The 25,623-nt window shown below is 66.0% G+C and carries 25 protein-coding genes; 11 read left to right on the top strand and 14 right to left on the bottom strand.

Going from position 1 to position 25,623, the window contains the following annotated elements:
- Positions 1-41: 41 nt before the first annotated feature.
- Positions 42-1,214: a thiolase family protein gene (locus tag R5H30_RS10235; RefSeq protein ID WP_318328188.1), complete on the bottom strand. Its 1,173-nt coding sequence runs from the start codon at positions 1,212-1,214 to the stop codon at positions 42-44.
- An 81-nt stretch (positions 1,215-1,295) separates the two neighbouring features.
- On the opposite strand from R5H30_RS10235, the gene R5H30_RS10230 reads away from it, so the two are divergent.
- From R5H30_RS10230 to R5H30_RS10220, 3 genes are all read left to right on the top strand, one after another.
- Positions 1,296-1,634, top strand: coding sequence for an STAS domain-containing protein (locus R5H30_RS10230; protein ID WP_318328187.1), 339 nt, complete (start codon positions 1,296-1,298; stop codon positions 1,632-1,634).
- Positions 1,634-2,101: an ATP-binding protein gene (locus R5H30_RS10225; RefSeq protein WP_318328186.1), complete on the top strand. Its 468-nt coding sequence runs from the start codon at positions 1,634-1,636 to the stop codon at positions 2,099-2,101. Before R5H30_RS10230 ends, R5H30_RS10225 begins: the two co-directional genes overlap by 1 nt.
- 274 nt (positions 2,102-2,375) lie before the next feature.
- Positions 2,376-3,950 carry a gamma-glutamyltransferase family protein gene (locus tag R5H30_RS10220; protein ID WP_318328185.1) on the top strand — a complete coding sequence of 525 codons (1,575 nt, stop codon included), beginning with the start codon at positions 2,376-2,378 and terminating at the stop codon, positions 3,948-3,950.
- A gap of 50 nt (positions 3,951-4,000) precedes the next feature.
- Here the strand turns inward: R5H30_RS10220 and hspQ are convergent, their stop codons facing one another.
- Positions 4,001-4,327 (bottom strand): heat shock protein HspQ, encoded by a 327-nt coding sequence (gene hspQ / locus R5H30_RS10215; RefSeq protein WP_318328184.1) that lies wholly within the window; start codon positions 4,325-4,327, stop codon positions 4,001-4,003.
- Positions 4,328-4,587: 260 nt separating this feature from the next.
- On the opposite strand from hspQ, the gene R5H30_RS10210 reads away from it, so the two are divergent.
- Positions 4,588-5,172, top strand: a complete 585-nt coding sequence (locus R5H30_RS10210) for a transglycosylase SLT domain-containing protein (protein ID WP_318328183.1) — start codon at positions 4,588-4,590, stop codon at positions 5,170-5,172.
- 15 nt (positions 5,173-5,187) lie between these two features.
- Here the strand turns inward: R5H30_RS10210 and R5H30_RS10205 are convergent, their stop codons facing one another.
- From R5H30_RS10205 to R5H30_RS10190, 4 genes are all read right to left on the bottom strand, one after another.
- A complete protein-coding gene (locus tag R5H30_RS10205) occupies positions 5,188-5,784 on the bottom strand; it encodes a LolA family protein (protein WP_318328182.1) in 597 nt (198 codons plus the stop codon).
- 114 nt (positions 5,785-5,898) lie between these two features.
- Entirely contained in the window at positions 5,899-8,733 is a 2,835-nt protein-coding gene (locus tag R5H30_RS10200) for a DNA translocase FtsK 4TM domain-containing protein (protein ID WP_318328181.1), read from the bottom strand.
- A 4-nt stretch (positions 8,734-8,737) separates the two neighbouring features.
- Positions 8,738-9,934, bottom strand: a complete 1,197-nt coding sequence (locus R5H30_RS10195; RefSeq protein WP_318328180.1) for an aminotransferase class I/II-fold pyridoxal phosphate-dependent enzyme — start codon at positions 9,932-9,934, stop codon at positions 8,738-8,740.
- Between the two features lie 156 nt (positions 9,935-10,090).
- Entirely contained in the window at positions 10,091-11,419 is a 1,329-nt protein-coding gene (locus R5H30_RS10190; RefSeq protein ID WP_318328179.1) for an amidase, read from the bottom strand.
- A gap of 84 nt (positions 11,420-11,503) precedes the next feature.
- Here R5H30_RS10190 and R5H30_RS10185 point away from each other — a divergent pair, with 84 nt between their 5' ends.
- Positions 11,504-12,730 (top strand): FAD-dependent monooxygenase, encoded by a 1,227-nt coding sequence (locus R5H30_RS10185; RefSeq protein ID WP_318328178.1) that lies wholly within the window; start codon positions 11,504-11,506, stop codon positions 12,728-12,730.
- Here the strand turns inward: R5H30_RS10185 and R5H30_RS10180 are convergent, their stop codons facing one another.
- The 6 genes from R5H30_RS10180 to R5H30_RS10155 all read right to left on the bottom strand — a co-directional run bounded on the left by R5H30_RS10180 (position 12,731) and on the right by R5H30_RS10155 (position 17,317).
- A complete protein-coding gene (locus R5H30_RS10180) occupies positions 12,731-12,883 on the bottom strand; it encodes a Trm112 family protein (RefSeq protein ID WP_412105128.1) in 153 nt (50 codons plus the stop codon).
- Between the two features lie 29 nt (positions 12,884-12,912).
- Complete coding sequence (locus R5H30_RS10175; protein WP_318328176.1) at positions 12,913-13,557, bottom strand: LON peptidase substrate-binding domain-containing protein; 645 nt, start codon at positions 13,555-13,557, stop codon at positions 12,913-12,915.
- A 27-nt stretch (positions 13,558-13,584) separates the two neighbouring features.
- A complete protein-coding gene (gene trxA, locus R5H30_RS10170) occupies positions 13,585-14,502 on the bottom strand; it encodes a thioredoxin (protein WP_318328175.1) in 918 nt (305 codons plus the stop codon).
- A 57-nt stretch (positions 14,503-14,559) separates the two neighbouring features.
- Positions 14,560-15,348: an exodeoxyribonuclease III gene (locus tag R5H30_RS10165; protein ID WP_318328174.1), complete on the bottom strand. Its 789-nt coding sequence runs from the start codon at positions 15,346-15,348 to the stop codon at positions 14,560-14,562.
- 68 nt (positions 15,349-15,416) lie between these two features.
- Positions 15,417-16,391, bottom strand: a complete 975-nt coding sequence (locus tag R5H30_RS10160) for a zinc-dependent alcohol dehydrogenase family protein (protein ID WP_318328173.1) — start codon at positions 16,389-16,391, stop codon at positions 15,417-15,419.
- A gap of 239 nt (positions 16,392-16,630) precedes the next feature.
- Positions 16,631-17,317, bottom strand: coding sequence for a response regulator transcription factor (locus R5H30_RS10155; RefSeq protein ID WP_318328172.1), 687 nt, complete (start codon positions 17,315-17,317; stop codon positions 16,631-16,633).
- A 158-nt stretch (positions 17,318-17,475) separates the two neighbouring features.
- Here R5H30_RS10155 and ribA point away from each other — a divergent pair, with 158 nt between their 5' ends.
- The gene (ribA, locus tag R5H30_RS10150; protein ID WP_318328171.1) at positions 17,476-18,570 is read left to right on the top strand and encodes a GTP cyclohydrolase II; all 1,095 of its coding nucleotides are present in this window, start codon (positions 17,476-17,478) and stop codon (positions 18,568-18,570) included.
- Positions 18,567-19,079: a L,D-transpeptidase family protein gene (locus R5H30_RS10145; protein ID WP_318328170.1), complete on the top strand. Its 513-nt coding sequence runs from the start codon at positions 18,567-18,569 to the stop codon at positions 19,077-19,079. The genes ribA and R5H30_RS10145 overlap by 4 nt, the downstream gene beginning before the upstream one ends.
- Positions 19,080-19,089: 10 nt before the next feature.
- Here R5H30_RS10145 and R5H30_RS10140 read toward each other — a convergent pair whose 3' ends face one another.
- Both R5H30_RS10140 and R5H30_RS10135 read right to left on the bottom strand, forming a co-directional pair.
- On the bottom strand, positions 19,090-19,743 hold the full coding sequence (locus R5H30_RS10140) for a YggS family pyridoxal phosphate-dependent enzyme (RefSeq protein ID WP_318328169.1): 654 nt from the start codon (positions 19,741-19,743) through the stop codon (positions 19,090-19,092).
- 105 nt (positions 19,744-19,848) lie between these two features.
- Positions 19,849-20,760, bottom strand: coding sequence for a porin (locus tag R5H30_RS10135; RefSeq protein WP_318328168.1), 912 nt, complete (start codon positions 20,758-20,760; stop codon positions 19,849-19,851).
- Positions 20,761-21,027: 267 nt separating this feature from the next.
- On the opposite strand from R5H30_RS10135, the gene R5H30_RS10130 reads away from it, so the two are divergent.
- From R5H30_RS10130 to holA, 4 genes are all read left to right on the top strand, one after another.
- On the top strand, positions 21,028-21,519 hold the full coding sequence (locus R5H30_RS10130; protein WP_318328167.1) for a DUF3576 domain-containing protein: 492 nt from the start codon (positions 21,028-21,030) through the stop codon (positions 21,517-21,519).
- A gap of 99 nt (positions 21,520-21,618) precedes the next feature.
- Positions 21,619-24,159 carry a leucine--tRNA ligase gene (gene leuS, locus R5H30_RS10125; RefSeq protein ID WP_318328166.1) on the top strand — a complete coding sequence of 847 codons (2,541 nt, stop codon included), beginning with the start codon at positions 21,619-21,621 and terminating at the stop codon, positions 24,157-24,159.
- Positions 24,146-24,622 (top strand): LPS assembly lipoprotein LptE, encoded by a 477-nt coding sequence (gene lptE, locus R5H30_RS10120; protein WP_318328165.1) that lies wholly within the window; start codon positions 24,146-24,148, stop codon positions 24,620-24,622. Before leuS ends, lptE begins: the two co-directional genes overlap by 14 nt.
- Positions 24,619-25,623 carry a DNA polymerase III subunit delta gene (holA, locus tag R5H30_RS10115; protein WP_318328164.1) on the top strand — a complete coding sequence of 335 codons (1,005 nt, stop codon included), beginning with the start codon at positions 24,619-24,621 and terminating at the stop codon, positions 25,621-25,623. The genes lptE and holA overlap by 4 nt, the downstream gene beginning before the upstream one ends.

The raw sequence follows: 25,623 nt of genomic DNA, 5'->3' as shown, positions 1-25,623 counted from the left end.
ACGTCCCTCCCGACGGGTACAGCGCGGCGCGCGGAGCCGGATCAGTCGCGTTCGATCGCGATTGCCGTGCCCTCGCCGCCGCCGATGCAGATTGCCGCAATGCCGCGCTTGGCGCCACGTTTTTCCAACGCATTGAGCAGCGTCACCATGATCCGCGCGCCGGAGGCCCCGATCGGGTGGCCCAGCGCACAGGCGCCGCCGTTGACATTTACGATCTCGTGGTCGAGGCCCATCTCGCGCATGAAGGCAAGCGGCACGACCGCGAAGGCTTCGTTGACCTCCCACAGATCCACGCTCTCCTTGCTCCAGCCGATGCGCTCGAGCAGTTTCTGCGCTGCGGGAACCGGCGCCGTCGTGAACAACCCCGGCGCCTGCGCGTGGCTGGCGTGCCCGACGATCCGGGCGCGGGTGTTCAGCCCGTGTGCCCCGGCGGCCGCCTCGGACGCGAGGACCAGCGCCGCGGCCCCGTCGGAGATCGACGACGAATTCGCCGCCGTCACCGTACCGCCCTCGCGGAAGGCCGGCTTGAGGTTTGGGATCTTTTCGGGCCGGGCCGAGGCGGGCTGCTCGTCTGCCACGACTTTGCGTGTTCCGGCGCGCGACGTGATCTCGACGGCGGCGATCTCGCCCTCGAAGGCACCGCTCTCCTGCGCCTTCAGCGCCCGCGACAGAGAGGCCAGTGCATAGTTGTCCTGGATCTCGCGGGTGAACTGGTAGGTCTCGGCGCAATCCTCGGCAAAGGTTCCCATCAGGCGACCCTTGTCGTAGGCATCCTCGAGCCCGTCGAGGAACATATGGTCGATCACCTGTCCATGCCCGATCCGGGCCCCGCCGCGCATCTTGGGCAGCAGGTAGGGTGCGTTGGTCATGCTCTCCATACCGCCCGCCACCATCACGTCGGTCTGACCCAGCGCGATCTGGTCGAAGGCGATCATGGCCGCCTTCATCCCGGAGCCGCACATCTTGTTGAGCGTGGTTGCCGGCACCTCCTCACCGAGCCCCGCCGCAAAGCTTGCCTGCCGCGCCGGAGCCTGGCCCTGTCCCGCGGGCAGGACGCAGCCCATCACCACCTCCTGGACCGGCGCGTCACCGGCCGCGTCGAGCGCGGCGCGGATCGCGGTCCCGCCCAGCGTGGCGGCGGACAGCGGTGCGAAATCGCCCTGAAATCCGCCCATCGGCGTGCGGGCCGCCCCCGCGATGACCACCTTCTGCATGTCAGCTCCCCCTATCGGAATTCAGCGAATGTCAATCATTCCCGCGTACCAGCGATACGATCGCTACGCAGAGAGGTTGATATGGAAATCTCCAGCCGAACGGAAGGGCAGTTGCTGGTCGTCAGCGTGCATGAACCGAGGATTGATGCGGCAGCGGCGATCTCGTTCAAGGATGCCATGCGTCCGCTGCTGAGCGACGGACACCCGTCCGTCGTCGTCGACCTTCAGGAGGTTGGATTCATCGATTCCAGCGGTCTCGGCGCCATCGTCGCGACCTTCAAGTCGCTCGGGCCGGGCCGCTCGATGGCGCTGGCCGGTCTGGCGCCGGCGGTCCAGCAGGTCTTCAGCCTGACGCGCATGGATACGGTGTTCCGGCTTTTCCCGACACTGGACCGGGCGCTCGGCGCGCTCGAGGCGTGATGCTCGGGAACGCCACCGATCCTGGCACCTGCCCGCAGCTCGCGCCATTCGCAGTCTCGGTGCAGGGCGATCTGCTTGCGGTGCGCGAGGCATTGCGGCGCGTTATGGCCGGTCTCGCCCCGCTGCGCCTCGACGTGGAAGAACGCGGAACCGTCGAACTGGTGCTGGCCGAGGTGCTCAACAACGTCGTCGAACATGCCTACCCCGACACCCTCGAAGAGGCGGTCATCGATGTGGCCTGCGATCAGCGGGCCGATGGGCTGCATGTGCTGATCCGCGACCGCGGCAGGCCGATGCAGGGCGAGCAATTGCCGCATATCACGGCCGCGCCTGCCGATCCCGCCGGGCAGGAGATGCCGGAAGGCGGGTTCGGCTGGTGGATCATCGACTCGCTGACCCGCGACCTGCACTACTGCCGCAGCGGCGACGAAAACCGCCTGTCGTTCCGCATCGCGATCCTGCGCTAGCGTGCGCCGCCCCGAGGCCCGAGGGGCGCCCGACGCGCCGCATTTCCCTCAAACCGCCCGTTTGCGATCACATTCTCGCCCGTTTCGCCCTGCAATACTGACCGCGTAGCTTAAGTTGGCTTCCCTCGGCACCGCGTCATTCAGCCCCCACCCAGATCGCGGTGCCGAGGACTACACTCAAGTCGCCCCCCCCAAAAAAAATTGCTCCGGAACCCGCGTGGACATCCCGCGCGCCGTGACTAGAGTGCCCCCGAGTCTGACCGAGGGAGCACCGATGCGCGATTTTCACTTTCCCGGGCGATCGCCCGTCCTGGCCGCCAACGGCATGTGCGCAACCTCGCACCCGCTTGCCGCGCGGACCGCGATCGACGTCCTCGAACGCGGCGGCAACGCGATGGACGCAGCCATCGCGGGCGCCGTCCTGCTGGGGATCTGCGAGCCGCAGATGACCGGGATCGGCGGCGACTGCTTCGTGCTGTGGTCGGAGGGCAGCGGCGACGTCAAGGCGATGAACGGATCGGGCCGCGCTCCCGCGGCACTCGACGCCGCCGAACTGCGCGCGGCGGGCGAAACGACCGTGCCGCCGCTCGGCGCGCATGCGGTCACCGTGCCGGGCGCGATCGACGCCTTCTGCCACCTGGCCGATAACGTCGGCAAACTCGGGCTCGACACGCTGCTGGCACCCGCCATCCGCTATGCCGAGGACGGCGTGCCGGTCGCCGCGCGCGTGGCCTTCGACTGGGCCAAGGACGCACCGTCGCTGCAGGGTGCGGCGCGGGCCGCGTTTCTCGACGCGGGCAACGTGCCGGCGGCGGGCCACCTCTTCCGCGCGCCGGGCCAGGCCGAAGTTCTGCGCCGCGTCGCAAAGGAAGGGCGCGACGGCTTCTACTCCGGTGAGGTCGCCGAGGACATGGTCGAAAGCCTTCGAAAAATGGGCGGGCGCCACACGCTCGAGGATTTCGCCGCGACCGCCTGCAGCCCCGCAGAACCGATCTCGAGAGGCTACAAGGATCTCGATCTTGTCGAGCATCCGCCCAACGGCCAGGGCGCCACGGCGATCCTGATGCTCAACATTCTCGCACAGTTCGACACCGCGTCTCTTGACCCATTGAGCGCGCAGCGGGCGCATCTCGAAGCCGAAGCTGCCAAGCTTGCCTATGACGCGCGCAATCGGTTCATCGCGGATGCCGATCACACCACGCGCACGGATTATATGCTCGACATGGACACCGCGCGCCGGCTGGCCGCGCTGATCGATCCGAAGCGCGCGATGGGCGCCCCCGCCGCGCTGACCGAAGCCGTTCACAAAGACACGATCTACATCACCGTGGTCGACCGCGACGGCATGGCCGTTTCGCTGATCTATTCGATCTACCACGGTTTCGGCTCGGGCATCGCGTCGGACAACTTCGGCATCCTGTTCCAGAACCGCGGCGCGGGCTTCACCCTTGAGGAAGGTCATCCGAACGAGCTGAAGGGCGGCAAACGCCCGATGCACACGATCATCCCCGGCATGCTGCGCAAGGCGGGCCGCCTGATCATGCCGTTCGGCGTGATGGGCGGTGCCTACCAGCCGACGGGACACGCGCGCTTTGCGTCGAACATCGCCGACTTCGGAATGGATCCCCAAACGGCGATCGACGCCCCGCGCGCGTTCTCCGACGCCGGCGATATGAAGGTGGAGCGCGGATATCCGGAGGCCGTGCGTCAAGAACTTGCGGACATGGGCCACGCGGTCAGCGTGCCCGAGACACCGCTGGGCGGTGCGCAGGCGATCCTGATCCGCGACGACGGCATCCTCGAAGGCGCCAGCGATCCGCGCAAGGACGGCTGCGCGTTGGGATACTGACGCCACGGGCGGCGTGGCGCAGGTCCTGCGCCCACCCGCCCGACGCGGCGTCAGTTCAGCTGGAAATGCAGCGGGTAGGACCCGTCTTCGAAGGGGCCGAACAGGTCGTCGATGTCCGGGTGGCCGACGGGTTCGCCGGAGTAGTCAGCGACGAGGTTCTGCTCGGACACGTAGGCCACGTAGTAGCTTTGCTCGTTCTCGGCCAGCAGGTGATAGTAGGGCTGTTCCTTGGCCGGACGGCTGTCCTCGGGGATAGCTTGGTACCACTCCTCGGTATTGGAAAACTCGGGATCGACGTCGAAGATCACACCCCGAAAGGGATGCTTTCGATGACGGACGATCTGCCCGAGGTGATATTTGGCACGAGTTTGCAACATGACGGCTGAGCCCTAAAGCCAGTTTTTAGCGCCTTCAAGGGCCTTCTGTCCAATCCTTGCGGCCTTTGGCGCGGAAACAGTCTGTGAACACCACCCCGGATCGCAGGAGATTAACGCCCTGCGGGAACCCGGTGAATCTTCACACGCCTTCGGACCGGTATGGTGGCGGATCGGGCGAACCCGCCGAGGGTACAAATCCCCGTTCCCACGCGTTGCGATTTGGGCTAAACTTGCAAAAAACAAAACAAAGCGAGAGGCAGATGAGCAGATCTCTTCGCGTGCTGGCAATTGTATTGCTCGTGGCATCCTGCGGCGGCCCCGATACGCCGCCGAACGAGCTCGATGACGCATGCCGTATTGTCAAGCAGCGCCCGCAGTACCTCAAGGCGTTCCGCGCCACCGAAAAGAAATGGGGCGTGCCCGTGCACGTCCAGATGGCCACGATCCACGCTGAAAGCCGGTTCGTCGGCGATGCGCGGACACCGTTCCGGTACACGCTGGGGGTGATCCCGATGGGCCGGCAGTCAAGCGCCTACGGATACGCGCAGGCCCTCGACGGCACCTGGGACCAGTACCGCGAAGAGACCGGCAAGCGCCGCGCCAAGCGGGACCGGATCGACGACGCGACGGACTTCATGGGCTGGTACATGGCCACGACGCGGGCCAAGAACGGCATCCCGCTTCACGACGCGCGGCGACAGTACCTCGCTTACCACGAGGGTCATGCGGGCTATGCCTCGGGCAGCTACAACAAGAAAAGCTGGCTGATGCGGGTCGCGAACAACGTCGACTCGCGGTCGAACATGTACCAGGCGCAGCTCGCGACCTGCTCGCTGCGCCGATAGGCCCGGGGCGGCGGCCTAGCGGTCGCTGCCGCTTGACGACCCGCCGGTGTTGAAAAGCCGGTTCGGCAGCGACCCGCCCAGCTTCAGTTCACCCAGGATCACCGTGGTCTGACCGCCGTTGGCGTCGTTGACCGTCCATTGCCGAAGTTCGACCGGCGCGCCGGTGAAGCTCATCGTGATGTTGCCGTATTCCGGATTGTCGGGATCCTGCGCCGTGACCTGCGTCGCGGTGCCGTCGAAACCGTGACCCGTCACCATTCGCGCGCGCGACAGGTCCACGCGCGGCGCGAGGATGATCGACAGCGGTGTGCGGTGCAGCGGATAGGTTTCGTTCGGGACGTTGGATTTCTTGTCAAAGATCGCGACGGCCTGGTTCCCGGCGACGACCAGCGTCTGGTCGGGCGGGTTGTACTCGAACCGCATCTTTCCGGGGCGCTTGATGTAGACGGTGCCGGTGCTGATCGTGCCGTCGTCGTTGATCTGTGTAAACTCGGACTGCGCGGTGGCGATCCCGTTGAGATAGTTCGAGATCGCGCCAAGCGACAGTTTCTCGGCGGCCGCGGCAGGCAGCGCCGCGAGCGCGAAAATCAGGATGGCAATAGGCAGTTTCATTCGTCGTCCTCGAGGCATTTCCTTTGCCTCTAGATAGGACCGGCGCGCGGGATATGCGATATCACGTCTGCAAAATCGCGCGGGCGGCGAGGCTCCGCCGCCCGGCTGGGCCTGTCAGGCCTGTTCCGGAACCAGGATCTCGCGCTTGCCGACGTGGTTGGCCGCCGAGACGAGACCCTGCTCTTCCATCTGTTCGACGAGGCGCGCGGCCTTGTTGTAGCCGATGGCAAGCTTGCGCTGGATGTAGCTGGTCGAGCACTTGCGGTCCTTGATGACGACCTGCACCGCCTGGTCGTAAAGCGCGTCCTCGCCATCGGTATTGCCGCCGAGGCCCAGCACGGCGTCGATGTCGCTTTCACGGTCATCCGCCGGGCCTTCAACCACGCCGGAGACGTAATCCGGCTCTCCGAAGGCCTTGAGATGGTTGACGACCTCCTCGACCTCTTCGTCCGAAACGAACGGCCCGTGACAGCGCGTGATCTTGGCGCCGCCGGCCATGTAGAGCATGTCGCCCATGCCCAGAAGCTGCTCGGCCCCCATCTCGCCGAGAATCGTGCGCGAATCGATCTTCGAGGTGACCTGGAAGGAAATTCGGGTCGGAAAGTTGGCCTTGATCGTGCCGGTGATGACGTCGACCGACGGGCGCTGCGTGGCCATGATCAGGTGGATTCCGCTGGCCCGCGCCATCTGTGCGAGGCGCTGGATGCAGGCCTCGATCTCCTTGCCGGCGACCATCATCAGGTCGGCCATCTCGTCGACGATCACGACGATGAAGGGCAGCACTTCGGGGACGATCTCCTCGGTCTCGAACACCGGTTCGCCGGTGTCGTCGTCGAACCCGGTCTGAACGGTTCGGCTGAAGGTCTCGTCCTTGGAAAGCGCCTCGCGGACGCGGGTGTTATAGCCCTCGATGTTACGCACGCCCATCTTGGACATCTTGCGATAGCGTTCCTCCATCTCGCCCACGACCCATTTCAGGGCGACGACTGCCTTCTTGGGGTCGGTGACCACCGGCGAAAGCAGATGCGGGATGCCGTCGTAGACGGAAAGTTCCAGCATCTTGGGGTCGATCATGATCATCCGGCAGTCTTCCGGCGTCAGTTTGTAGAGCAGCGACAGGATCATGGTGTTGATGGCGACCGACTTGCCCGAACCGGTGGTCCCGGCGATCAGCAGGTGCGGCATCTTGGCGAGGTTGGCAACCACCGGGTCGCCGCCGATGTCCTTGCCCAGTGCCAGCGGCAGGCGATGGTTGCCATCGCCGAAGTCCCGCGCCGCGAGGATCTCGCGCAGCACGACCTTCTCGCGCGCCTCGTTGGGCAGTTCGATGCCGATCACCGACCGGCCCGGCACGGTCGACACCCGCGCCGAGAGCGCTGCCATCGAGCGCGCGATATCGTCGGCCAGGCCGATCACACGCGAGGCCTTGAGGCCCGGTGCCGGCTCGAGTTCGTACATTGTGACCACCGGGCCGGGACGCACGGCCACGATCTCGCCCTTGACGCCGTAGTCGTCGAGTACGGATTCGAGCATCCGCGCATTCTCTTCCAGCGCTTCGTCCGAGAGCTGCAGGCGCTGGATGCGGTCCGGGTTCTCCAGAAGGTTGAGCGGTGGCAGTTCGAAGGCCGCTTGCTTGTCGTCGAAGGAAAGCGACGGCTGCGCCTCGGACCGCGCACGGCTCGACGGCTGGACCGGTTTGCGCGCCTGCGGCTGCACCACCTTCTTCGGCTCCAGCAGCGGGATCGACGGGGCCGGCGCATCCGCTTCGGGCAGCGGCAGCATCTCCTCTGCCTCGTCCTCCTCGATGACCGCGTCCGACATATTGGGCGCGGCCTGCCGGACCAACGTCAGGGGCGGTTCCTGCCGGGCGGCCCCGGTCAGCGGCGGCTCGACGCGGGCGCGCTGGCTGTCGATGAGCAGCGGGTCGGGTCCGCGGCCGCGTCCCTTGGTCAGCGGCTTGTCCTCGGGTTCGATCACCGGCGCGCCCGAGCGGGCTCGGGTGCGGATCACATCCGCGATCTTGGCGCGGATCCGCTCCTCTCCGGGTCCGTCGGCGACCTCGGCGGTGCTCTCGTACTCGACCAGTTCCGGCTCGGGCATGGTATGAGGGCGCCGGATCAGCCCGGGAACGCGCGCCAGGAACCCGGGCTTCGGCTCGGGCTCGGCGGCGCAGAATTCTGGCATGCTGTCGGAGCCGTGCAATTGGGGTTCGGCCAGCCGCGCGGCCTCGGCGGCGCGGGCGCGGCGCTCGGCATGGCGGTCGCTCATGTTCTTCGCGGCTGTCGCCGCACCACTGATCCCATGCCGCAGCAGGGCCAGAAGCGTGGCATAAGCGAGGATCAGGCTGTGCAGCAGGAATTGCGCGATGCGCTTCAGCTCGGCGCGGGTGAAGCCCAGCACGAAGGCCCCGAAGGCGAGGATGCCCGCCGCCATCGCCACCGACATCAGCTTGACCGTGAGGGTCGAGCCGATCGGCAGCGCGGTCAGCAGCGCGCCCATCACCGTGTCACCGAAAAGCCCGCCCAGACCGAAGCTGTGGGTCTGCATCCAAAGCGTGTCAGGCGTCAGCGTGGCGGCATAGACCGAGCAGAGCGCGATGGCGATGGGGGCAAAGATCAGCCGGCCAATGGCGCGGTCCTCGCCGATATGGAGCGCAAAGCGCAGCCCCCAGGCCAGCAGCACCAGACCGACCGCCCAAGCGCCCCAACCGACGATCATGAAGAGCGGCGCGGCGATCGAGGCACCGGTGCGGCCCATCCAGTTCTGCACCGGCGCGTCGGTGGAAACCATCCAGTTCGGATCGTCGGGCGTGTAGGTGGCGATCATGGCGCAGGTCATACAGCCGAGGGCGATCAGGCCGAGCCCGAGAAGTTCCTTGCCGCGCTTTTCGATGGCTTCCGCCATGTTGCTGTCCAGCAGCGGGTCCCGTCCTCGTGTCTGATATGCCATGCTCTTATCCCTCGTCCTGATCCGCGTAGAGACAGGCGCGGATCGCTTCAAGCCCGCGCTCGGTCTCGTCTTTCGGCGCCACCAGCGCCACCCTGATATAGCCCTTTCCGGGGTTCAGCCCGTCGACCTCGCGGGCAAGATAGCCGCCCGGCAGAACCCGCACCCCGGTTTCGCGCCAGAGCTTCAGTGCTGCCGCCTCGTCATCTTCGACGGGCAACCACAGGAAAAACCCCGCCTGCGGGCTTTCGTACCCGGCCACGTTGCCGAAGACGCGGTCGGCGATCTCGTACTTCTCGGCATAAAGCCTGCGGTTCTCGACCACGTGGGCCTCGTCGTTCCAGACCGCCGCCGCGGCGGCTTGCAGCGGCAGCGGCAACGGGGCCCCGGCGTAGTTGCGCAGCTGCCGGATCTCGCGCATAGCGCCCGGCCCCGAGGCCACGAAGCCGGAGCGCAGCCCCGGCAGGTTCGACCGTTTCGACAGGGAGTGGAAGATCACCACCCGGTCGGGATCGGCGCCGATGTCGCGCGCCACCTCCAGCGCGCCGACCGGGGCGATGTCGCGGTAGATCTCCGAATAGCATTCGTCGGCGAAGATGTAGAAGTCGTGCTTCTCGGCGAGTTCAATCAAGGTGGCCCAGTAGTCGCGGCTGGCCACAGCGCCCTGCGGGTTGGCGGGCGAGCAGATGTAGGCCGCGACCGTCCGGTCGAGCACCTCGGCGGGAAGTCCCGCGAAATCCGGCAGATGCCCGGTCTCGGCCGTGGCTGGCACGAGGACGGGATCGGCGGCACCGGAGAGTGCTGCGATCATGTAGACCTGGTAGAACGGGTTCGGCATCAGCACGACGGGCGTCCTACCGCCCTTGGTCTCGGGGCAGAGCGCCATCACGGCGTTGTAGAGCCCCTCACGCGTGCCGTTGAGTACCATCACCTCGGTATCGGGGTCGAGCGTCACGCCGTAGCGCCGGTCGACGAAACCGGCGATGGCCTGCCGGAGTTCGGGCGCGCCCTCGTTCGGCGGGTAGCTGTTGAAGCCCGTGGCGTTCTCGGCAATCACGTCGGTGACCCACGCCGGAAAGGCGTGTTTCGGCTCTCCGATCGTCATGTGAATCGCCGGACCGCCGCCGTCATGCACGTCAAGCAACGCGCGAAGGCGCGGCCATGCATGCGGCGGAAGGTTCGAGAACCGCTCGGGAAAAAACATACGACTGCCTCAGACCGGGATCGTTCACGCCCCGTTTCGCCCAAGGTAGCCCAGCGCCGCCGCCCGCGTCCAGAAAATCCCGACTGCTTGTCGGCACTTGTGGCATTTCTGACATCTTGACGCGGGCTGAATCGCGCGGTTTCCGGAAGGCCCGGATCAGGCCAGAGCGGCCTCCGCGGCGGCCCCGATGCGCAGCAGCGCCGCTTCCATGTCCGGGGGTGCCATCAGCGTGATCCCGCAGCTCGGCGTCCCGGTCGGAAGGGTCAGCGCACAGAGCCCCATCAGGTTCGCGATCCGTGCGTTGCGCAGCGCCATCAGGTTGGCCGACACATAGTAATCCTCGTCGCTTTCCAGCTTCTCGAGCGTCGGTGGCATGATCGGGTTGGTCGGCAACAGCACGGCATCGAACCCCGCGGTCGCCCGGTCGTAGTCGATGCGCAACGCCTTCAACGACGCCCAGGCGGCGACGAAATCCGGGCCGGAATGGGCATTGCCGATGCGGAACCGTTCGAGGATCTGCGGGAACATCTTCTCGGGATCGGCTTCGATCACGTCGCGCCATAGCCCGTAGGCCTCGGCGGTGTAGACGCAGGCGGAGAGATCCATGGCTCTCGGAAGGCCGTCGAAGCTCAGGCGTTCGATCTGCGCCCCCGCCTCGCCGAGCCTGCTCACCGCGGCCTCGAAGGCAGCGCGCGGCGTGTCGGCGATACCGTCGAAGGTCAGCGTGTCCAGAACGGCGAAGCGTCGCCCCTCGAGTGACGCGCCTTCCAGATCGGAGGGCCCTTCGCCTTCGAGCACGCCGAGCAGCAGCGCCGCATCCTCGACCGTCCGACACAGGGGCCCAACCGTGTCGAGGCTCAGGATCAGCGGCACGACACCTTCGAGCGACAGCCGGCCGGAGGTGGTCTTGAGCCCGACAAGGTCGTTCCAGGCCGCCGGCGTGCGCACCGAACCGCCGGTGTCCGACCCGATGGCAGCGGCTGCGAGGCCGAAGGCGACGGACGCCGCGGCCCCGGAAGAGGACCCGCCCGATACGGCGGCTTCGTCGTTGACGCAAGGCGACGTCGCGGTCGACGGGTTGTAGCCCAGACCGGAGAAGGCCAGCTCGCTCATATGGGTCTTGCCGAGGCACACGAGCCCTGCGGCGGTCGCGTTCGCCAGCACCACCGCATCCGCTTCGGGAACGCGGCCCTCCAGAAGCTTCGAACCCGCCTCGGTCGCGACGCCCGCGGTGTCGAAGAGGTCCTTCCAGCTGACCGGCACGCCGTCGAGCGGCGACAGGCGGCGATTTTCCTTCGCCCGCACGGCGGCGGCCCGGGCCTCCGACAGCGCCCGGTCGCGGGTCACGCGGGCATAGATCCGGTCGCTGAGCCGATGCGCCTCGATGGCGTCGAGATAGGCGGAGGCCAGCGCCACGGGATCGATCTCGCCGCGGCCGATCGCGCGCCCGAGTTCCGCCGCGCTTTTCGTCAACCACTCCTGCATCGTGCCGTCTCCCGGGATTTTCGCGGCACGGTAGCGACGCCGGGGCGCATGGACAATCCCCCGGCCCGGATCATATGCAGGGCCATGAGTTACGACAGCGATATCGTAATCGCCGGGGGCGGTCTGAACGGCATGACACTGGCGCTTGCCTGTGCCGCGGCTGGCCAGAGCGTGACACTCGTGGATGCGCAGATTGCGGCGCGTCAGGCCGAGCCGGAGTTCGACGGCCGGGCCTATGCCCTCGCGCTCACCTCGATGCGGCTGCTCGACGGGCTCGGGTTGCGCGCGGCGATCGAGGACGATGCGCAGCCGATGCTCGAGATCAAGGTGACGGACGGCCGCGCGGGCGAAGGCCCCTCGCCCTTTTTCATGCATTTCGACCATGCCGAGATCGAGGAAGGCCCGATGGGCTACATGGTCGAGGACCGGCACCTGCGCCCCGCCCTTCTGTCGACCGTCGAGAACGCGCCGGGAATCGATCATCTCGACGACACGACCGTCACAGGCCAGAGCGCGGATACGAGCGGGATCACCGTGACATTGTCCTCGGGTGGATCCCTGCGCGCGCGGCTGCTCGTCGGCTGCGACGGACGTGGATCGGGAACGGCGATCCGTGCCGGCATCCAGCGCACCGGATGGGGCTACGGTCAGACAGCGCTGGTCTGCGCGATTGCGCATGCCAAGCCGCATGGCGGCACCGCGCACCAGTTCTTCATGCCCGAAGGTCCGCTGGCGATCCTGCCCCTGAAAGGTGACCGCTCGTCGATCGTCTGGACGCAGGGCACCGAGGCCGCGGCACGGGTCAACGCCCTGCCCGACGCGGCGTACCTTGACGTGCTGCGCCCGCGGTTCGGGGATTTCCTGGGCGAGATATCGCTGGCCGGAGGCCGCTTCAGTTACCCGCTGAGCCTGTCGCTGGCGAACCGGCTTGTTGCCGACCGCGTGGCGCTGGTCGGGGATGCCGCGCACGGGGTCCACCCCATCGCGGGGCAGGGTCTCAACGCCGGGCTGCGCGATATCGCGGCGCTGGCCGAGGTGATCGCCGACGCGACACGGCGCGGCGAGGACGCAGGCGCGCCCGACGTGCTGCGGCGGTACGAGCAATGGCGGCGCTTCGACAACACCGCTTTGGCGCTGGCGACAGACACCTTCAACCGACTGTTTTCGAACGACAATCCGATCCTGCGCGCGGGGCGCGACATCGGCATGGGCATCGTCGGAAACTGGCCCGGACTGCGCCGCGCCTTCATCCGCGAGGCCGCAGGGCTGACCGGCGACCTGCCGCGCCTGATGCAGGGCCTGCCGCTCTGATCAGTCGAGCACCCGCGCCTCGTGTTCCAGCATCACCGGGATACCGTTGCGGATCGGGTAGGCGAGGTTGGCCGCCTTCGAGACCAGTTCCTGCCGCTCGGCATCGTAGTGCAGCGTGGTCTGGGTGCGCGGGCAGACCAGCGCTTCGAGCATGCGCCGGTCGAAGGTGACCTCGGTCCCGCTCACTGCATGACCTCGCTCGCGTCGCCGCCACGCAGCGCATATTCGATCAGGGTCACCAAAGTCTCGCGGCGCGTCGCCAGCGACGGCGCCTCGAGCAGCGCTTGTTTGTCCTCGGGTTCGAAATCCAGCATCATCGACAGCGAGTTGACCAGCAACTCGTCCTCGGCCTGCTTCAGCGTGTCCCAGTCTGCGGTTAGCTTGCGCGCGTCGAAGTACCGCCCGATCAGGTTCATGAAGGGATCGCGCGAAAAGCCCGCGTCATGCTCTTCCGCGCCGAGATCCCGGTCGAACCCGCTCCAGTTCACGGTGCAGCGCCGGTAGGGCGCGAAGCCCTCGATCTCCTCGACGATCCGAAAGCGCGAGATACCCGCCAGCGTGATCAGGTAGCGCCCGTCCTCGGTCTCGGAAAATTGCGTGACCCGCCCGGCGCAACCGATGCTGTGCAGAGACTTGCCCGCGCGTCCGGGAACCGGGTTTGGCTGGACCATGCCGATCAGCCGGGTGCGGGTCTTCAGCGCGTCCTCGAGCATCTGCAGGTAGCGCGGTTCGAAGATGTGCAGCGGAAGCCGTGACCGTGGCAGAAGCAGCGCCCCGGGAAGGGGAAATACCGGGATCGTCTCGGGGAGCTCTGCCGCGGTGACCATGACTTCGAAGTTAGCCCGCGACACGGTTCAGGCAAATATCATCGAACTCAATTTGCGGCGGCCATTCAGCATCACCGGATCGTTCGGTTTCATCGCCTCGAAAATGGTAAAAAGCTGCGTCTTCGCGGCCCCGTCGTTCCATTCGCGATCCCGCCGGAAGAGCTCGAGCAGCTCGTCTACCGCCGCCTCGGCGTCGCCCTTGGCATGCAGTGCCTGCGCAAGGTCGAAGCGTGCCTGGTGGTCGTCGGGCTTTGCCTCGACCGCAGCCCGCAGTTCGGCCACCGGACCCGCGTTCTCGGCCTGCCGGGCGAGCTGCAGCTGCGCATGCGCGGCGTCGAGTTCGGGCGACTTGGAAATCTCGGCCGGCGCCCCGTTCAGGATCGCCTCGGCCTGGTCGAGTTCGCCCATCGCGATATGCGCGCGCACCAGACCGCCGTAGGCGGCCGCGTTGTTCGGCTCTTCCCCGAGGATCGCGGCAAAGGTCTGGGCCGCGTCGGTCGCCGCCCCTTCGGACAGCATCTCTTCGGCCGCCGCGATCGCCTCGGCCAGGGCTTCACCCGGCGCCTCGCCGCCACCGGCGCTGACGACACGGTCGACAAAGGCTTTGATCTCGGATTCGGGCACTGCGCCCTGGAAACCGTCGACCGGCTGGCCCTTGTGGAAGGCGTAAACGGTCGGGATCGACTGGATGCGCAGCTGGCCTGCGATCATCTGCGCCTCGTCGACGTTCACCTTGACCATCTTCACAGCGCCCTTGGCGGCGCGCACGGCAGCTTCGAGCTGCGGCCCGAGCGTCTTGCAGGGGCCGCACCACGGGGCCCAGAAATCGACGATGACCGGCGTGGTCTGCGAGGCGTCGACGACATCCGCCATGAACGTCGCTTCGCTGCTGTCCTTGATCAGATCGTCCGCCGTCGGCGCGGCTCCGAGATTGAGGTCGACCATGTCACTATCCTTCGCGTTGAGCGTTTCGGGCCTTATATGTGCGCATGCGCGCCGGATTCAAAGGTCAAATGTCGCAAACACCGGGGCGTGGTCGCTGGGCTGCTCCCAGCCTCGCGCCGCGCGCAGGATCCGGCTCGAATGGGCGGCGTTGGCGATGTCGGGCGAGGCCCAGACATGGTCCAGCCGCCGGCCCTTGTCGGCGGCGTCCCAGTCCTTGGCGCGGTAGGACCACCAGCTGTAAAGCTGCCCCTCGGGGATATCCTTGCGGGTCACGTCGACCCAGTTGCCGGCATCCTGCGCCGCGCCGAGATGCTCGACCTCGACCGGCGTGTGGCTGACGATCTTCAGAAGCGCCTTGTGGTTCCAGACGTCGTCCTCGCGCGGGGCGATGTTGAGATCGCCGACGAGGATGGATTTCTCGGGTTTCTCAGCATGGAACCAGTCGCGCATCTCGGTCAGATAGTCGAGTTTCTGGCCGAACTTCAGGTTCACCTCGCGGTCCGGCACGTCGCCCCCGGCAGGCACGTAGAAGTTGTGCACCGTCACGCCGTTCTCGAGCCGTGCTGCGACATGCCGTGCATGGCCCAGTTGCGCGAAGTCGCGTTCGCCGACATCCTCGATCGGCAGCTTCGACAGGATCGCGACACCGTTGTAGCCCTTCTGGCCGCGCGCCACCGCGTAGCGGTATCCCGCCGCGGCAAAGGCATCGAGCGGCATCTTCTCCACCGGGCTTTTGCATTCCTGCAGGCAAAGCACGTCGGGCGCGGTCTCGGCCAGCAGCCGCAGAACGATTGGCGCGCGCAGGCGCACCGAGTTGATGTTCCAGGTGGCAAGCGAAAAGGGCATCGACGGTCTCCGTTGGTGGTGCGGCGGACCCTATCGCGGCCCGCCCGGAGGTTCCATGCCCGATCCCGTCAGATCCCGTTCGGAGCGAGGAGCACCTTGCCGTCGCGCTCTCCGGCCCAGGAATGACGTGCCGCCTCGGCGATCTGGTCGAGCGTGAAATGCCGGTCGATCGGGGCGTGCAGCGTGCCTTTCAGCACAGCACCCGTGAGGGCGGTATAAAGCTCTTTCTGCGCCGCGCGGCTCGCGGACTCGAACCACTTGACCAGCCAGAACCCGCGCAAGTGCAGGTCGCGGAAGATCATCTTGCCGGCATCCACCGCGCAAGGCTGGTTCGACATGCCGCCATAGCTGACCAGCGTGCCGCCCGGGGCCAGCGTATCGCCGAGCCGGGCGAAGGTGTCACCCGCAACCGCGTCGAGAGCCAGTTTCATCTCGGCGCCCGTCGCTTCGCGCACGCGCTCAGCCAGGTCGGGACCATCAACCAGCACGGTTTCCGCGCCAAGCTTTTCAAGGCTCGGGATCGCGCTCTCGCGGCGCACCACGTTGAGCACGTTTATTCCGCGCGCCTCGGCAAGCTGCACAAGATAGCTGCCGACCGCGGAATTGGCGGCGGACTGGATCACCCAATCACCCTCGGCAAGATCGACGAACTCGGTCAGCAGAAGCTGCGCGGTCGCCGGATTCACCGTGAGCATCGAAAGCTGGTCGAGGTCGCCCTCCGGCAGTGGGACCAGCGTGGCGATGTCGCAGACCATCTCGGTCATCCATGTGCCGCGTCCGGGCGGCAGCAGGACAAGCTGCCCGGTCTCGATCCCGTCGCCGTTCACTTCCGACACGCGACCAAGCCCCTCGTTGCCCGGGATCGCCGGCAAGGGCGGCTTGATGCCGTAGTTGCCCGAGACCTGGATCAGGTCCGAGGGATTGATCGGGGCGCGCAGCACCGACACCCGGGCCTGCCCGTCTGCGAGGACCGGAGCGTCTTCCTCGACAAGCTTCAGCACCTCGACCGGGTTTCCGAACTCTTCGTAGATCACCTTCTGCATCGGCCTGTCCTTTCCTCGCTTGCGGTTGGATCAGAGGTAGTGACCTCTAAGTCACCCTGCCATGCGCCTTACGCGCGGTCAGGACAAAAAAAGACCGGGCACAAGGCCCGGTCCAGTCCAACAGGGAGGTGCATGCCATGACCCGGGCATGCGCGGGAACTGGTTCGGTCGCTCGTCAACCGGAGTCCAAGTGGCTCGATACACTCATAACGGGATATTCGTTAACCTGGGCTTGAACGTCAAGCCATCAGACGATAGCCGCCGGATTCGGTCACAAGAAGGCGCGCATTTGACGGATCCGGTTCTATTTTCTGACGAAGCCGGTAGATGTGCGTCTCGAGTGTATGGGTCGTGACGCCGGCATTATAGCCCCAGACCTCGTGCAAGAGCACGTCGCGCGGCACCACCGCATCGGTCGAGCGATAGAGGAACTTCAGGATATTGGTCTCTTTCTCGGTCAGGCGCACCTTCTTCTCGTCTTCGGTGATCAGCATCTTCATCGACGGCTTGAAGGTGTAGTGGCCGAGCTGGAACACGGCGTCCTCGGACTGCTCGTGCTGGCGCAGCTGCGCGCGAATCCGTGCCAGCAGCACCGGAAACTTGAACGGCTTGGTCACGTAGTCGTTGGCCCCGGCGTCGAGGCCGAGGATGGTATCGGCATCGCTGTCATGGCCTGTCAGCATAACGATCGGGCTTTTCACGCCCTGCTTTCGCATCAGCTTGCACAGCTCGCGCCCGTCGGTGTCGGGCAATCCGACGTCGAGAATGACCAGATCGTAAAGCGCCTCACGGGCCTTTGCCATCGCGTCCGCGCCGTTCCCGGCCTCGTAGACGTCGAAATCCTCAGTCATGATGAGCTGCTCGCTCAGAGCCTCGCGGAGGTCCTCGTCATCGTCGACCAGAAGTATCTTCTTCAACTGTGCCATGCCAATTCCTCGCGTCGTTTCGGGACACATGTGGCCGGATCACGATGGCGGCAAGGAAGGCGTCGGAAAAATCACGGGCTCGTGTTGCGTGAACCGGCAAATGTTTCATTCTATGTCGATCTGGCCTAGATGGGCTGAAAACCTCGGATCGCCGCATCATGACACTTTCACCCGACAGCACCGAACGGATCGCACGTGCACGCGCAGACATGCGGATGGGCTTGCCCGTGGTGCTGGACGGCGAGGACGGCACTGGAAGCCTCGTGCTGGCAGCGGAAACGGTCTCGGACGCGCGGCTCGGGGACGTCCTTACAGTCGGTCAGATACCTGTGATCGCGATCACCGCGCGGCGGGCGCAGACGCTGAAGGCGATGATCTATGATGGCGATCTCGCGCGGGTCCGGATACCGCCGGACGCAACGGGGCGCTGGGTGCGCGCGTTGGCCGACCCGGCGGACGACCTGCGCGTGCCACTCAAGGGACCGCTGACCTGTGACCGCGGCGGCGATGTCTCGGCGCACCGTGTGGCGATCCTTCTGGCCAAGGCGGCGCGCCTGCTGCCGGCCGCGATCGTCGTGCCGGTGCCGGATGCGGCGGGATTTGCGGCGGCCAACGATCTCACGCGGATCGCGCTTGGCGACGCGGCCTCGCAATTCGGTGTGGCAAGCCCGTTGCACGCAGTCGTCAACGCGCGTCTGCCGATGGAAGTCTCGGAAAGCGGGCGGCTTCACGTCTTTCGTCCCGAAGACGGCGGCGAAGAGCATTACGCCGTTGAGATCGGCACGCCGGACCGGCAGGCGCCGGTGCTGGTACGGCTGCATTCGGCCTGTTTTACCGGCGACCTGATGGGCTCGCTGAAATGCGACTGTGGCCCGCAACTGCGCGCGGCGCTGGCACAGATGGGCCAAGAAGGTTCCGGCATCCTGCTTTACATGAACCAGGAGGGGCGCGGCATCGGATTGGCCAACAAGATGCGGGCCTATTCCTTGCAGGACCAAGGCTTCGACACCGTCGACGCCAATCACCGCCTCGGCTTCGAGGATGACGAGCGCGACTTTCGCCTGGCAGCACAGATCCTGACGCGGCTCGGGGTCTCGCAGGTGCGTCTGCTGACGAACAACCCCGCGAAGGTCGCTATGATGGACACCTGTGGCATCACCGTTGACAAGCGGGTGCCGCTCCGGGTCGGCGAGAACAGCCATAACGCGGCCTACCTTGCCACGAAGGCGGCGAAGTCGGGGCACTTGCTGTGACGACCGGGCCGGGTTTCGGCCCGCACGACCTCGTGCTGACCCCCCGCGGGTTGCGGTTTGGCGGTGTCTGTTTTCCCTGTACCATCGGGCGCGGCGGCGTGATCGGCACGAAGGCCGAAGGCGATGGCGCGACGCCGCGCGGCACGTATCGGATCGTCGGGATGCTCTACCGGGCGGACCGGATCGCGCCACCTGCGCCCTGGGCCCGGCCGATCGGCCCGCGAGACCTGTGGTCGGACGACCCCGAGGATCCAAGCTACAACCACCTCGTCCAAAGCCCGCATGCGTTCAGCCACGAAGCGCTGCGGCGTGCAGATCCCCTCTATGACCTCGTATTTCTGACGGACTGGAACTGGCCCGATGCCGTGCCCGGCAAGGGGTCGGCGATCTTTCTGCACCAGCAGCGCCGGCCGGGCTATCCGACGGAAGGGTGCATTGCGCTTCGCCGGCGTGACCTGCACCGGATCGCGCGTGCCATCGTGCCCGGCACACGACTTTTCGTGCGCTAAAGCTGCGGCGTCAGCCTTGTGTCCGTTCTCCGAAAATCGCGGAGCCGACTCTGACATGTGTGGCGCCGAGCGCTATCGCGCGCTCGAAATCGCCGCTCATGCCCATGCTGAGGCCCGCAAGCCCGTTGCGCGCGGCGATCTTGGCGAGCAGGGCGAAATGCAGCGATGGCTCTTCTTCGAGCGGCGGAATGCACATCAGGCCGCGGATCGGCAGGTCGAGCGCGCGGCAGTCCTCGATGAAGCTGTCGGCATCCGCGGGTAGGACGCCCGCTTTCTGCGGTTCCTCGCCGGTGTTGACCTGCACGAAAAGCTCCGGACACGCGCCGGTTTCCTGCGCAAGCCGCGCGAAGGTATTGGCGAGCTTCGGGCGGTCGAGCGAGTGGATCGATTGGAACAGCTCGAAGGCCGTCCGGGCCTTGTTGGTCTGCAGCGGGCCGATCAGGTGCAAGTCGATCCCGTCGAACCGCTCGCGGAAATCCGGCCATTTTCCCGCGGCTTCCTGCACGCGATTCTCGCCGAAGACGCGGTGTCCTTCGCCAAGCACCGCCTCAACGCGCGCGTCGGGCTGAACCTTGGACACAGCGATGAGCGTGACGGAACCCGCATCGCGCCCTGCTGACGCCTCGGCCTTCGCGATGCGCTCGGTTATCTCTGCAAGTCCCACGCAACCTGTCTCCCGGTGATCTTATCCGGGCAGGTAAACGCAGACCCCCACAAATGAAAAGGGCGGACCCGAAGGCCCGCCCGAATTCAGATCGACTGGTTCGACTTAGAAGTCGAAGCGCACACCGAGGTCTGCGATGGTGGTGTCGTCCGACTGGCCCACACCGCCGCGCAGGAATGCGCCGCCGCCGAGGTTGTGCTTGAAGCCGATACCGTAGGCTTCGTCGCTGTCGTCGTCACCGTCGCCGTAGGCGAGCTGGATCGAGGTGGCTGCGCCGATTTCGATATCTGCCGACAGACCGTAGGAGTCGTCGTCGATGTCGCTGTTGGCGTAGAAGCCGACCAGGTCGAAGGTGCCGAAGTCGTAGTTGCCGGTCAGGACCCAGAGGTCGTCGTCAACTTCGGAGTTGGCGTAGCCCAGAGCGACACCGAAGTTCGCGCCGGTGTAGGCAACGTGGAACGATGCTTCCTCGTCGTCGACCGCGTCGTCCGAGTAGGAGCCGGCGATTGCGAAGGCGCCGAAGGCGTAGCGTGCGTACACGGCGTTCTTCTGGCCGGTGCCGGTGGAGCTGTAGCCGTCGAAGCCGAAGTCCTGGCCGTTGTACTGGCCGAGGAAGTCGGTCAGACCGATTTCATAGCCGTAGTAGTTCGGCATGTTGTCGATGGCGCCGGCGATGTTGCCGAGGTCCATGCGCAGGCCGCCGGCCGATGCCGAGAAACGTGCGCCGTTCAGGCCTGCGGTGTCACCGTCGTCAGCCTGCATACGAACACGGGCTTCGAGCTTAACGCCACCGTCGGTTTCGGTGATGACGTCGATGTTCAGGCGGAAGCGCGTGTCAAGGAAGGTCTCTTCCTCGGTGAAGATCGGGTCGCCGTTGGCGTCCACTTCACCGGTGTCGACGAGACGGTCTTCTTCGTACTTCACACCGAAGCGCTGGTAGCCGCTGAAGGAGACTTCGGCGGCAGCTACGCCGGCGGTCAGGACCAGTGCCGTAGTAGCGAGGAGGAGATTTTTCATGCGTGTTCCCTCGAGTTAAAATCTAACACCAGACTGGAGAATCCAACCCTGATATGGGCTGCATATGCCGCCTTCGCGTTCATCAACACAAGGATTGTGTCCGGAGCCTCGGGAAAATGCACTTCGATGGTGCAGCTTTGCCACACCCGATTTGACGCCGCCCAAACCGGCCCGCAAATGCCCGGCTGGGCGCAGCGTGGAGAATGAACTTGCCCGCATTTGCCCCATTGTTTATGGCTCTTTGCAGTTACAAAGAGGGTCGAGCGGATGAAACCCAACAAAGCATTGCGCCTGTGGCTGGTGCCGGCGTCACTGCTGGCGCTCGCGGCCTGCGGACAGGGCGGAAACCCACCCGAGGCCGGACCCTTCCCGTCCGAGACAACCGGTCCGGAACGCGACGAGGCGCGCGCCGAGGGCAACACGATCTGGGATCTGTTCAACCGGCCCGATCACGAGACCCAGGTCCAGGTTAACCGGTACCTGTGGTCGGCCTCGCTTGAGGTGCTCGATTTCCTGCCCGTGCAGACCGTCGATCCCTTCACCGGGGTGATCGTCACCGGCTTCGGCACCCCGCCGGGCGGAGGGCGCAGCTACCGCGCCACGGTGCTGATCAGCGACCCGGCGCTCGACGCGCGGTCTTTGAACGTTTCGCTGCAGACCAGCGGCGGCGGTTCGGCCGATGCCGCAACCGTGCGCGCGGTGGAGGATGCGATCCTAAACCGGGCGCGGCAGCTACGGATCCGGGACAACCGGCTCTAGTTCGCCCGACCCGCGACGGCCAGAAGGATACCGGCGCCGGGCCTCCGTGCAGGACACGGTGCCCGGCGTTTCATTTGAGACGAAGACGAAGGACGCAGGATGCAGCGTTACACACCCGCAGAGATCGAAGCGCGCTGGCAGGATGCCTGGGAGAAGAAGTCGGTCTTCAAGGCGGTGCGGAGCGAAGACAAGCCCAAGTACTACGTGCTGGAGATGTTCCCCTACCCGTCGGGCCGCATCCACATGGGGCATGTGCGCAATTACACGATGGGCGATGTGATCGCGCGCCACAAGCTCGCCACCGGTCATAACGTGCTGCACCCGATGGGCTGGGACGCCTTCGGCATGCCGGCCGAGAATGCCGCGATGGCGATCGGCGGCCACCCCAAGGACTGGACCTACGGCAACATCGACGACATGCGCGCGCAGATGAAGCCGCTTGGACTCTCGATCGATTGGAGTCGCGAGTTCGCGACCTGCGATCCGGAATACTACGGGCAGCAGCAGGCGCTGTTCCTCGACATGCTGAAGGCCGGCCTGGTCTACCGCAAGGAAGCGGTGGTGAACTGGGACCCGGTGGATATGACCGTGCTCGCCAACGAGCAGGTGATCGACGGCAAGGGCTGGCGCTCGGGCGCCGAGGTCGAACGGCGCGCGCTCACCCAGTGGTTCTTCAAGATCTCGGATTTCTCCGAGGAACTGCTCGAGGCGCTCGACGGGCTCGAGAACTGGCCTGCCAAGGTGCGCCTGATGCAGGAAAACTGGATCGGCAAATCGCGCGGGCTGCAATTCGCCTTCTCCACGGTCGACGCGCCGGACGGGCACGACCGGATCGAGGTCTACACGACAAGGCCCGACACGCTGATGGGCGCCTCATTCGTCGGCATCTCGCCCGATCACCCGCTGGCCAAGGTGCTCGAGCGCGAGAATCCGCAGATCGCCGCCTTCTGCGCCGAATGTCGCAGGGGCGGAACCACCGAGGAGGCCATCGAGAAGGCCGAGAAACTCGGGTTCGACACCGGTATCAAGGTCCGCCATCCTTTCGACACGGCGCACGAAATGCCGGTCTACATCGCGAACTTCATCCTGATGGATTACGGAACCGGTGCCATCTTCGGCTGTCCGGCACACGACCAGCGCGATTTCGAGTTCGCCACCAAGTACGATCTGCCGATCATCTCCACCTACCTTCCGTCGGAAGACGCCGACGAAGCGCTTGCCGCGGCATACGTGCCGCCCAAGACCGAAAAGGTGTTCTACAACAGGGGCTTCGCAGGCGAGCAATGGCAGACGGGTTTCGAGGGGATCGAGACCGCCATCGATTTCTGCGAGGCCAATGGCGTCGGTCAGGGCGTCACCAAGTACCGCCTGCGCGATTGGGGCCTCTCGCGCCAGCGCTACTGGGGTTGCCCGATCCCGGTGGTGCATTGCGAGACCTGCGGCGTGGTGCCCGAGAACAAGGAGAACCTGCCCGTCGAACTGCCCTACGACGTCAGCTTCGACACCCCCGGAAACCCGCTCGACCGGCACGCGACCTGGCGCGATACAACCTGTCCCTCCTGCGGCGGCAAGGCGTTGCGCGAGACCGACACGATGGACACCTTCGTCGATTCCTCGTGGTATTTCGCGCGCTTCACAGCACCCCGGGCCGGAACGCCGACCGAGGCCGAGGACGTGGCCTACTGGATGAACGTCGACCAGTACATCGGCGGCATCGAGCACGCGATCCTGCACCTGCTCTACTCGCGCTTCTTCGCCCGCGCGATGCACATCACCGGGCACCTGCCGAAATCGGCCATCGAGCCCTTCGATGCGCTGTTCACGCAGGGCATGGTCACGCACGAGATCTACCAGACCCGCGATGCCAAGGGCCGCCCGGTCTATCACCTGCCCGAGGACGTGACCGACGGCAGGCTCGCCGACGGCACCGAGGTCGAGATCATCCGCTCTGCCAAGATGTCGAAGTCGAAAAAGAACGTCGTCGATCCGGTCAACATCATCGGGGCCTATGGCGCGGACACCGCGCGCTGGTTCGTGCTGTCCGACAGCCCGCCCGAGCGCGACGTGGAATGGACCGCCTCCGGGGCCGAGGCCGCCTACAAGCACCTCGCGCGGGTCTGGTCGCTGGCCGAGCGTATTGGTGGGATGGAAGGCGCAGGGGAGGGCGACGACGATCTGCTGCGCGCCATGCACCGGACCATCCACGACGTGACGCTCGGAGTGGAAAGTTTCGGCTTCAACGCCGCCATCGCCAAGCTCTATGCCTTTACCGCGACCTTGCAGAAGTCCAAGGCCGGGGCGGATGCCCAGAAACAGGCGATGCTGACGCTCGCGCAACTCATGTCGCCGATGACACCGCATCTCTCCGAGGAGATCTGGGCGCGTCTGGGCCAGGACGGGTTGATCACCACCGCGCCCTGGCCCGTGGCCGATCCGGCCATGCTGGTCTCGGACACCGTGACCCTGCCGATACAGGTCAATGGCAAGCGCCGAGGCGAGATCACGGTCGCGGCCGATCTTGGCAAGGACGAGGTCGAGCGTCTGGCGCTGGAAGAGGCCAACGTCGCGCGTACCCTCGACGGGGCCGTGCCGCGCAAGGTCATCGTGGTGCCGGGACGGATCGTGAATGTCGTGGTCTAGCCGCCTCCTGTTGCCGCTGCTTCTGGCGCTGGCCGCCTGCGGCTTCCAGCCGGTCTACGCACCGGGCGGCAGTGGAACGCGGTTGCAGAACCAGGTCCTGGTGTCTGAACCCGATGATCAGCGCAGCTATCTAGTCACGCGACGGATCGAGGAACGGCTCGGACGCGCCGCGACCCCGGCCTACGCGCTCGATCTGGTTGTCTCGACCCGCGAGGACGGTCTGGCCGTCGACCGCGAAGGCAATACCACGCGGTTCAACCTTCTGGGCCGCGCCGACTACACCCTGACCGAGGTCGCGACGGGTCGCGTCGTCACTTCCGGCTTCGTCGACAACTTCACCGGCTATTCCGCTACCGGCACCACCGTGGCGACACTGGCCTCCGAGCGCGACGCGCTGATCCGGCTGATGACGATTCTCGCGGACGAGATCGTGCAGCGCCTGCTGGTCTCGGACCTGTCGTGAAGCTCGGCGCACGCGACGCACCGGGGTATTTTGCCAAGCCCGATCCGGGAAAAACCGGGGTGCTGATCTACGGCAGCGACGCGATGCGGGTCGCGCTCAAGCGCCAGCAGATGCTCGCGGCACTGCTCGGAGAAAACGCCGAGGAAGAGATGCGCCTGACACGCATGACGGGGGCCGAGCTGCGCGCCGATCCGGCACGGCTTGCCGATGCGGTCAAGGCCATCGGTTTCTTTCCCGGCCAGCGCGCCGCCTTTCTCGAGGATGCGACGGACACCAACGCCGATCCGGTCACAGCGGCGGTGCAGGACTGGCAGCCGGGTGATGCGCAGATTGTCGTTACCGCGGGCGCGCTGAAACCGACGTCGAAACTGCGCAAGCTTTTTGAATCTCACAAGAACTGCTATGCCGTGGGCATCTACGACGATCCCCCCGGACGCGCCGAGATCGAGCAGACACTGGCCGCGGCGGGATTGCCGCGCCCGGACGGTGCGATCATGGCCGCGCTCGAGGATCTCGCGCGTGCGCTCGATCCCGGGGACTTCCGCCAGACGGTCGAGAAGATCACGCTTTACAAGCACGGCGACGCGACGCCGCTGAACCTCGAGGACATCGCCGCTTGCGCGCCGACCTCGACCGAGGCGGATGTCGACGATGTGCTGGTCGTCGTCGCGGACAGCCGCGCCGACGAGATCGGGCCGGTGATGCAGAAACTGGTCGCGCAGGGCGTGACGCCGGTGACGCTCTGCATCGGGGCGATGCGTTACTTCAGGACCCTGCACCGGGTGGCTTGCGATACCAGCGGCCGTCCTTCGGTCTTTGGGCCAAACCGCGACCGCATGATGGCGCAGGCGAAACGCTGGGGCGCCGAAAGGCTCGAGGGCGCGCTGAGCGAGTTGACGGAGACGGACCTGCAACTGCGCTCGGCCGCACAGACCGCACCGGGCATGGCGCTGGTCGAACGCACTTTCATCCGGCTCGCCATGTTCGGCAAGCAACGCTAG

This window comes from Roseobacter sp. FCG-D35, assembly GCF_033436665.1.
GTDB lineage: Bacteria > Pseudomonadota > Alphaproteobacteria > Rhodobacterales > Rhodobacteraceae > JAWQFO01.
The sequence above is the reverse complement of the archived record's forward strand: the minus strand, read 5'-3'. Positions and strand labels throughout refer to the sequence as shown.

What these genes read in the sequence shown, in the direction of transcription:
- R5H30_RS10235 (WP_318328188.1), bottom strand. Translation starts at nt 1,214, where the DNA reads ATGCAGAAGGTGGTCATCGCGGGGGCGGCCCGCACGCCGATGGGCGGA.
- R5H30_RS10230 (WP_318328187.1), top strand. Translation starts at nt 1,296, where the DNA reads ATGGAAATCTCCAGCCGAACGGAAGGGCAGTTGCTGGTCGTCAGCGTG.
- R5H30_RS10225 (WP_318328186.1), top strand. Translation starts at nt 1,634, where the DNA reads ATGCTCGGGAACGCCACCGATCCTGGCACCTGCCCGCAGCTCGCGCCA.
- R5H30_RS10220 (WP_318328185.1), top strand. Translation starts at nt 2,376, where the DNA reads ATGCGCGATTTTCACTTTCCCGGGCGATCGCCCGTCCTGGCCGCCAAC.
- hspQ (WP_318328184.1), bottom strand. Translation starts at nt 4,327, where the DNA reads ATGTTGCAAACTCGTGCCAAATATCACCTCGGGCAGATCGTCCGTCAT.
- R5H30_RS10210 (WP_318328183.1), top strand. Translation starts at nt 4,588, where the DNA reads ATGAGCAGATCTCTTCGCGTGCTGGCAATTGTATTGCTCGTGGCATCC.
- R5H30_RS10205 (WP_318328182.1), bottom strand. Translation starts at nt 5,784, where the DNA reads ATGAAACTGCCTATTGCCATCCTGATTTTCGCGCTCGCGGCGCTGCCT.
- R5H30_RS10200 (WP_318328181.1), bottom strand. Translation starts at nt 8,733, where the DNA reads ATGGCATATCAGACACGAGGACGGGACCCGCTGCTGGACAGCAACATG.
- R5H30_RS10195 (WP_318328180.1), bottom strand. Translation starts at nt 9,934, where the DNA reads ATGTTTTTTCCCGAGCGGTTCTCGAACCTTCCGCCGCATGCATGGCCG.
- R5H30_RS10190 (WP_318328179.1), bottom strand. Translation starts at nt 11,419, where the DNA reads ATGCAGGAGTGGTTGACGAAAAGCGCGGCGGAACTCGGGCGCGCGATC.
- R5H30_RS10185 (WP_318328178.1), top strand. Translation starts at nt 11,504, where the DNA reads ATGAGTTACGACAGCGATATCGTAATCGCCGGGGGCGGTCTGAACGGC.
- R5H30_RS10180 (WP_412105128.1), bottom strand. Translation starts at nt 12,883, where the DNA reads ATGCTCGAAGCGCTGGTCTGCCCGCGCACCCAGACCACGCTGCACTAC.
- R5H30_RS10175 (WP_318328176.1), bottom strand. Translation starts at nt 13,557, where the DNA reads ATGGTCACCGCGGCAGAGCTCCCCGAGACGATCCCGGTATTTCCCCTT.
- trxA (WP_318328175.1), bottom strand. Translation starts at nt 14,502, where the DNA reads ATGGTCGACCTCAATCTCGGAGCCGCGCCGACGGCGGACGATCTGATC.
- R5H30_RS10165 (WP_318328174.1), bottom strand. Translation starts at nt 15,348, where the DNA reads ATGCCCTTTTCGCTTGCCACCTGGAACATCAACTCGGTGCGCCTGCGC.
- R5H30_RS10160 (WP_318328173.1), bottom strand. Translation starts at nt 16,391, where the DNA reads ATGCAGAAGGTGATCTACGAAGAGTTCGGAAACCCGGTCGAGGTGCTG.
- R5H30_RS10155 (WP_318328172.1), bottom strand. Translation starts at nt 17,317, where the DNA reads ATGGCACAGTTGAAGAAGATACTTCTGGTCGACGATGACGAGGACCTC.
- ribA (WP_318328171.1), top strand. Translation starts at nt 17,476, where the DNA reads ATGACACTTTCACCCGACAGCACCGAACGGATCGCACGTGCACGCGCA.
- R5H30_RS10135 (WP_318328168.1), bottom strand. Translation starts at nt 20,760, where the DNA reads ATGAAAAATCTCCTCCTCGCTACTACGGCACTGGTCCTGACCGCCGGC.
- R5H30_RS10130 (WP_318328167.1), top strand. Translation starts at nt 21,028, where the DNA reads ATGAAACCCAACAAAGCATTGCGCCTGTGGCTGGTGCCGGCGTCACTG.
- leuS (WP_318328166.1), top strand. Translation starts at nt 21,619, where the DNA reads ATGCAGCGTTACACACCCGCAGAGATCGAAGCGCGCTGGCAGGATGCC.
- lptE (WP_318328165.1), top strand. Translation starts at nt 24,146, where the DNA reads ATGTCGTGGTCTAGCCGCCTCCTGTTGCCGCTGCTTCTGGCGCTGGCC.